Annotated in this window: 7 protein-coding genes and 1 pseudogene; 3 read left to right on the top strand and 5 right to left on the bottom strand. The window is 63.1% G+C overall.

The genetic code is table 11. From position 1 onward, the window contains the following. Positions 1-29: 29 nt before the first annotated feature. Entirely contained in the window at positions 30-557 is a 528-nt protein-coding gene (gene def / locus CP49_RS23310) for a peptide deformylase (protein ID WP_057852571.1), read from the bottom strand. A gap of 281 nt (positions 558-838) precedes the next feature. Between def and CP49_RS23315 the strand changes: the two genes are divergently transcribed. From CP49_RS23315 to CP49_RS23325, 3 genes are all read left to right on the top strand, one after another. Then, positions 839-2,047 (top strand): DNA recombination protein RmuC, encoded by a 1,209-nt coding sequence (locus tag CP49_RS23315; protein ID WP_057852572.1) that lies wholly within the window; start codon positions 839-841, stop codon positions 2,045-2,047. Between the two features lie 79 nt (positions 2,048-2,126). Further along, positions 2,127-2,426: a GIY-YIG nuclease family protein gene (locus tag CP49_RS23320; RefSeq protein WP_057852531.1), complete on the top strand. Its 300-nt coding sequence runs from the start codon at positions 2,127-2,129 to the stop codon at positions 2,424-2,426. Between the two features lie 189 nt (positions 2,427-2,615). Next, the gene (locus CP49_RS23325; protein ID WP_057852532.1) at positions 2,616-3,983 is read left to right on the top strand and encodes an AmpG family muropeptide MFS transporter; all 1,368 of its coding nucleotides are present in this window, start codon (positions 2,616-2,618) and stop codon (positions 3,981-3,983) included. Positions 3,984-4,134: 151 nt separating this feature from the next. Here the strand turns inward: CP49_RS23325 and CP49_RS23330 are convergent, their stop codons facing one another. From CP49_RS23330 to CP49_RS47690, 4 genes and pseudogenes are all read right to left on the bottom strand, one after another. Further along, entirely contained in the window at positions 4,135-4,560 is a 426-nt protein-coding gene (locus tag CP49_RS23330) for a hypothetical protein (RefSeq protein WP_057852533.1), read from the bottom strand. Positions 4,561-4,583: 23 nt separating this feature from the next. Beyond that, entirely contained in the window at positions 4,584-5,189 is a 606-nt protein-coding gene (gene recR, locus CP49_RS23335; protein WP_057852534.1) for a recombination mediator RecR, read from the bottom strand. Position 5,190: 1 nt separating this feature from the next. Then, a complete protein-coding gene (locus tag CP49_RS23340) occupies positions 5,191-5,511 on the bottom strand; it encodes a YbaB/EbfC family nucleoid-associated protein (RefSeq protein ID WP_057852535.1) in 321 nt (106 codons plus the stop codon). Between the two features lie 24 nt (positions 5,512-5,535). After that, a pseudogene (locus CP49_RS47690) lies at positions 5,536-6,458 on the bottom strand (DNA polymerase III subunit gamma/tau); the annotation flags it as partial.

A 6,458-nucleotide genomic window follows, 5' to 3' on the forward strand; every position in this document is an offset into this window, starting at 1 on the left:
CGGGCATGACGGCCGAGAGAATTTGCGAATTACTCCGCCGCGCGCTTGGCGGCCTTGGTAAACTTCTTCAACACGCGGTCGCGCTTCAGCTTTGACAGATAGTCGACGAACAGCACGCCGTTGAGATGGTCGATCTCGTGCTGGATGCAGGTGGCGAACAGCCCGTCGGCGTCTTCCTCGTGCACCTTGCCGTCGAGATCGGTGAAGCGGATGCGCACCCGCGCCGGGCGCTCGACTTCCTCGTAGTATTCGGGGATCGAGAGACAGCCCTCCTCGTACACCGACAATTCCTCGGAGGAGGAGATGATCTCCGGGTTGATGAAGACACGGGGCTTCGGCTTGGTTTCGCCGTTCTCGTCTTTCTTGGCGAGATCCATGGTGATCAGCCGCAAGGGTTGCGCGACCTGGATCGCCGCCAGCCCGATGCCGGGCGCGTCGTACATGGTCTCGAACATATCGTCGGCGAGCTTGCGGATTTCCGTCGTCACCTTCTCGACGGGCTTGGAAACGAGCCGCAACTGCTTGTCCGGCAGGATGATGATTTCTCTGATGGCCATGAATTTTTCTGAACCATGATCCGATGCGAACCGGATCAAGATTCATCTCTTTGTTTGAACATGATCTTTCGGAAAACCGGCTTCCGCTTTTCCGGATCACGCTGGTGTCCTGCGCGCGATTTAAGCCGCTGATTCGCCGGGGTCAATGCGCCCAGACGCCCGTTAAGGCGGCCTTAACCATGATTTTTAAGACGGCGTTAACCACGAAAATTAATCCGTCATTTACCATAAGTGTTCCCTCTTCGTTCGCGAATGGCACCGAATCGGGCTACAAGGCTGACATGAACGAAATCCTTTTCATCGTCGGCGATCTGCCGATTCACGCCGGCGAAGCGCTGGCAGGTTTCGGCGCGCTGGCGCTCGTGCTGCTGCTGGCCATTGCCATCGTCATAGCCCGCTCGGGCCGCCGCGGCGCGGAACTGGCGATGGCGCAGGCGATCCGCGCCGACGAGCTCGAAGAGCGGCTGAGCGAAATGCTGCGGGCGCAGAGCGAATCCACCGGCCGGGTCGACGCGATGGCGCAGGCGCTGGCCGGCCGCCAGGCCGAAATGGCGCGCGCGGTCAATGAGCGGCTGGATTCGGTGACGCACCGCGTCGGCCAGTCGATGGAAGCGACCACGCGCCACACCATGGACAGCTTGCGCGTACTGCATGAGCGGCTCGGCATCATCGACAATGCGCATAAGAACCTCACCGACCTGACGTCGCAGGTCACAACGCTGCGCGACGTGCTCGCCAACAAGCAGTCGCGCGGCGCATTCGGCCAGGCGCGGATGGAAGCGATCGTGCAGGACGGCATGCCGCAGGGCTCCTACGAATTCCAGTACACGCTCTCGACCGGGAAGCGGCCGGATTGCGTGGTGTTCCTGCCCGACCAGCGGCCGCTTTGTATCGATGCGAAGTTTCCGCTGGAGGCGATGACCGCGCTGCACGACGCGCGCACCGACGAGGAACGAAAATTCGCCACACAACGCCTGCGCAACGACGTGATGAAACACGTCAACGACATCGCCGAGAAATACCTGATCACCGGCGAGACCCAGGATACCGCGCTGATGTTCGTGCCATCGGAATCGGTCTACGCCGAAATCCATGACGGCTTTGACGACGTGATCCAGAAAGCCTATCGCGCCCGCGTGGTGCTGGTGTCGCCCTCGCTGTTGATGCTGGCAATCCAGGTGATGCAGCAGATCCTCAAAGACGCGCGGATGCGCGATGCCGCCGATCAGATCCGCACCGAAGTGCTCAATCTCGGCGACGACCTCGGCCGCCTGCGCGAGCGCGTGCTGAAGCTGCAGAAGCATTTTGGCGACGTCAACGAGGACGTGCGGCAGATTTTGATCTCCGCCGACAAGATCGAGAAGCGCGCCGGCCGGATCGAGGAACTCGATTTCAGCAAGACGGATGCGCCGGTGGAAGCTCCGCGCGTGATGAAAGGCGGAACAGCCGAGCTGTTCCCGGTTCCTCGCAAGCTGCAGGCGGGGGAGTGAGGCATTGTTGCACCGCTACGGCATATTAAGCTGTCATCGCCCGGCTTGACCGGGCGACCCAGTATCCCAGAGACCGCAGATGGGAGCACGCAGCTACTACGTCTACATTCTAGCCAGCCGTATCGGTGGCACGCTCTACATCGGCGTGACCAACGATCTTGTCCGCCGCGCTGGCGAGCATCGCCTTGAGCCGATGAAGGGTTTCACAAAGAAATACGGCGTGCACAAGTTGGTCTATTTCGAACAGTTCGACGACATTGAGAATGCAATCAGCCGCGAGAAACGGCTGAAGAAATGGAATCGAGCTTGGAAAGTCCGATTGATCGAAGAGCTCAATCCCAATTGGGACGACCTCTATCCGAGTATCGCTGGCGCTTGAATATGCCGGCGTATCCAAGTTTCCGACCGTCATACCCCGCGAAGGCGGGGTATCCAGTATTCCGTGGCGGTCATTGTTGACAACTAAATTCGCGGAATACTGGATCGTCCGCCTTCGCGGACGATGACAGTCGTTGATTGGTGGCGAGCGATGACAGTCTTTTCTCGCAAAATCTGCTAACACGCCCGCATGACCGCACCCGAAGCTACACCCCCGGCATCAGCCACAGCCGCCCCCACGCCCACCTGGCGCGAGGGCCTTGCAGTGTATCTCCAGCCGCGCGTGCTGATCGTGCTGATGCTTGGCTTTTCGTCCGGCCTGCCGCTGGCACTGTCAGGATCGACGCTGCTGGTATGGATGCGGGAATCCGGCGTGGATCTCGGCACCATCGGGCTGTTCGCACTGGTCGGCACGCCCTACACGTTGAAATTTGTCTGGGCGCCGCTGGTCGATGCGCTGCATGTGCCGGTCTTCACGCGCGCTTTCGGCCGACGGCGCGGCTGGCTGGTGTTCTCACAATTGCTCCTGATCGGTGCGATCCTGCTGCTAGCGCTGACCGACCCGGCGCGCTCGCCGCTGTTCGTCGCGCTCGGCGCGCTGCTGGTCGCAACGATGTCCTCGACGCAGGACATCGTGGTCGATGCGTTCCGCGTCGAAAGCCTGCCCGAAAGCGAACAGGCCGCCGGCATGGCGTCCTATGTCGCCGCCTACCGGATCGGCCTGCTGGTTTCGACCGCCGGCGTACTGTTCCTGGTGAGCGCGTTCGAAGACACCGGCATCGGCCGCAACGCGGCGTGGATGTGGGGCTATGTTGTCATGGCCGCGCTGGTGCTGATCGGCACCATCACCGCGCTGGCCGCCACCGAGCCCGAACAATCGGTGCGCGCGGAGGCCAAGACCCGCGGCGAGGCAGCTTTCTCGCGCGTCATGCATGCGGCCATCGGGGCGTTCTCTGAATTTCTGGCCCGCAAGTATGCCTGGGTGGCGCTGGCCTTCGTGGTGCTGTTCAAATTCACCGACGCGTTTTCCGGCACGATGACCGCGCCGTTCGTGATCGATCTCGGTTTCACCCGCAACGACTACGCCGCCATCGTCAAGGGCGTCGGCCTTGTCGCGACCCTGATCGGCGGATTTGCCGGCGGCTATCTGGCGCGGCGCTATTCGCTGGTCGCAAGCCTGTGGATCGGCGGCGTGCTGCAGGCGGTCTCCAACCTGGTGTTCGCGTGGCTCGCCTATGTCGGCGTCAATCAATGGGCGCTGGCGGCCGCCATCTCGGCGGAAAATTTCACTGGCGCGATCGGCACCGTGATCTTCGTCGCCTATCTCTCGGCCTTGTGCCAGAACCCGCTGCACACCGCGACCCAGTACGCGCTGCTCACCGCACTGGCCGCCGTCGGACGCACCTATTTGTCCTCCGGCGCCGGCTATGTGGCGGAGACGACGGGCTGGCCGCTGTTCTTCGTGATCTCCGTCCTGGTCGCGATCCCGAGCCTGATCCTGCTGGCCTGGCTGCAGCGCCGGGGGCATTTCGAGGCAGTGGGAACGGTGAAGGTTTGATTCTCTGTCGTCCCGGCCTTGAGCCGGGACCCATACCCACCGATCCCGATTGTTCAACTCCAATGGAGCTCCAGCGCATTCTAACCACACACATTCTTGGTTGGGTCCCTGCGTTCGCAGGGACGACCAAAAGATTCCAGCGCAGACTACCTCAATGTTTCGTCACCACGCTCCATTTGGTGATGACGGCTTCGCTCATCTGGCCGGCGTCCTGCGCACAGGCCACTTCGTCGACTTTCACGGAAATTTCCTTGCCGATGAAATTTTTCAGTTGCGCGGCCTGGGCGTCGCTGCTGGTGACGAGCTGGAACGTCTCGGGTCCGGTTTCGAGATTGCAGAGCCCGTTCGGCGGCGGCAGCCGGCGCGGTTCGCTGGTGATCTGGTAGGTCGCGGCGCGCTTGCTCTTCTTGCCGCCCTTCATGGCGTTGAGTTCGCCGGACAGGACGTCGCCGGCATTGATCGGCTTGCCGGGCTTCGGCGCTGGCTCGGCCTGCTGCGCCCATGCGGAAGGCGCGGCCAAGGCCGCGGCCATCATGAACACAAAACAAGAGCGCTTGCCGAATCGTGGTTTCGTCATGTCGATCAGTTCCGTTGTGTTGGCTAGAACAGCGTGCGCTGCCGCATGGCAGCCGATAGCGTACCTTCGTCGAGATAATCAAGTTCGCCGCCGACCGGTACGCCGTGCGCAAGCCGGGTCACCTTGACGTTGGCGTCCTGCAGGAGATCGGTGATGTAATGCGCGGTGGTCTGGCCATCAACCGTTGCGTTGAGCGCCAGAACGATTTCGCCGACTTGTGATTCGTGCGCGCGGGCCACCAGCGCGTCGATGGTCAGATCCTGCGGGCCAACGCCGTCGAGTGGCGATAATGTGGCGCCGAGCACGTGATAGCGGCCGTTGGTCGCGTTCGCCCGCTCCAGCGCCCAGAGATCGGCAACGTCGGCGACCACGACGATGGTCGAGGGATCGCGCCGCGGGTCGGTGCACACCGTGCAGGGATTTTGCGTATCGATATTGCCGCAGGTCTTGCAGACCTGAATCTTGTCGATCGCAACCTGCAGCGCGCCTGCAAGCGGCGTCATCAGCGCCTCGCGCTTCTTGATCAGATGCAGCGCCGCGCGCCGCGCCGAGCGCGGCCCTAACCCTGGCAGGCGCGCCAGGAGCTGGATCAGGCGTTCGATTTCAGGCCCGGCAACGCTTGCTGCCATTTCAGCCGAGACCAAGTCCGGGCGGCAGGCCGAGCCCGCCGGTCAGCGTCTGCATCTTTTCCATCGCCGCGGTTTCCGCCTTGCGCCGCGCGTCGTTGTGCGCGGTCACCAGCAGATCCTCGAGCACCTCGCGCTCCTCGGCCTTCATCAGCGACGGATCGATCCTCACGCCCTTCACTTCCATTTTCGCGGTCATGCGCACGGCAACCAACCCGCCGCCGGAAATGCCCTCGACCTCGAGATTGCCGAGCTCGTCCTGCATCGCCTGCATCTTGGATTGCAGCTCCGCTGCCTGCTTCATCATGCCGAGAAAATCAGCCATTTATCCGTCCTCTCGAGAGTCCGATCAGTCGTCGTCGCCGTCGGAAGTCTCGTTCAAGTCTTCAGCGATAATATCGGATTCCGGCGGCTCGGCGGCAAGCCGACGCACCTCGACCACCTTGGCGCCGGGAAATCGCGTCAGCACCTCCTGCACGCGCGGATCGGCCTCCGCGGCACGTGCGTGCTCGTTCCTTGCCTGCTCGTTCTGCGAGCGCAGCGTTGGCTGGCCGGCCTCGTTGGAGACGATCACCGTCCAGCGCCGCCCGGTCCATAGTTCCAGCTTGCGGGAGAGCTCGTTGACCATCCCCCGCGCGGCGTTGCGCTCCAGCGCAACCTCCAGCCGCCCGTCCTCGAAACGAACGAGGCGCATATCGGATTCCAGCGCCGTCTTGGTCAGGATATCGCGTTTCTCGCCGGCGAGCGCAACGAGTTGCGGAAAGGTGGTGATCCGCAGGACTGGCGCGGACTCCGTTTGGGCCGACGGCGCCGCCATTTGCGGGCGCGCGGACGCTTCGGCGCCGGAGCGCGGCGATGCAGGCGCGCGCATCGGCGAAGCGGCAGACATTGAAGATACCGGCGCGGTGGGCGCGGCCCGCGCCGATGCCGCGCCGCCGGAGGCAATCTGCGCTCCCCCGCCGTTCTGGTCGAGCATCCTGATCGCTTCGTCCGGCGTCGGCAGGTCGGCGACATAGGCGATGCGCACCAGCACCATTTCGGCGGCCGCCGCCGGCCGGGTCGCGGTTTGCACCTCGGTGATACCCTTGAGCAGCATCTGCCACATCCGCGACAGCACCCGCATCGAAAGTTTCGCGGCGAATTCGCGGGCGCGCACGCGCTCGGTCTCGCCGAACGCGACGTTATCGGCGGTGGCGGGGACGATCTTCACGCGGGGGACGAAATTGACGAATTCGGCGAGGTCGGACAGCACCACGACCGGATCGGCGCCGA

This window comes from Bradyrhizobium valentinum, from assembly GCF_001440405.1.
In the GTDB taxonomy this organism is placed as follows: domain Bacteria; phylum Pseudomonadota; class Alphaproteobacteria; order Rhizobiales; family Xanthobacteraceae; genus Bradyrhizobium; species Bradyrhizobium valentinum.

Coding starts and splice junctions, on each gene's coding strand:
- def (WP_057852571.1), bottom strand. CDS start 557: ATGGCCATCAGAGAAATCATCATCCTGCCGGACAAGCAGTTGCGGCTC.
- CP49_RS23315 (WP_057852572.1), top strand. CDS start 839: ATGAACGAAATCCTTTTCATCGTCGGCGATCTGCCGATTCACGCCGGC.
- CP49_RS23320 (WP_057852531.1), top strand. CDS start 2,127: ATGGGAGCACGCAGCTACTACGTCTACATTCTAGCCAGCCGTATCGGT.
- CP49_RS23325 (WP_057852532.1), top strand. CDS start 2,616: ATGACCGCACCCGAAGCTACACCCCCGGCATCAGCCACAGCCGCCCCC.
- CP49_RS23330 (WP_057852533.1), bottom strand. CDS start 4,560: ATGACGAAACCACGATTCGGCAAGCGCTCTTGTTTTGTGTTCATGATG.
- recR (WP_057852534.1), bottom strand. CDS start 5,189: ATGGCAGCAAGCGTTGCCGGGCCTGAAATCGAACGCCTGATCCAGCTC.
- CP49_RS23340 (WP_057852535.1), bottom strand. CDS start 5,511: ATGGCTGATTTTCTCGGCATGATGAAGCAGGCAGCGGAGCTGCAATCC.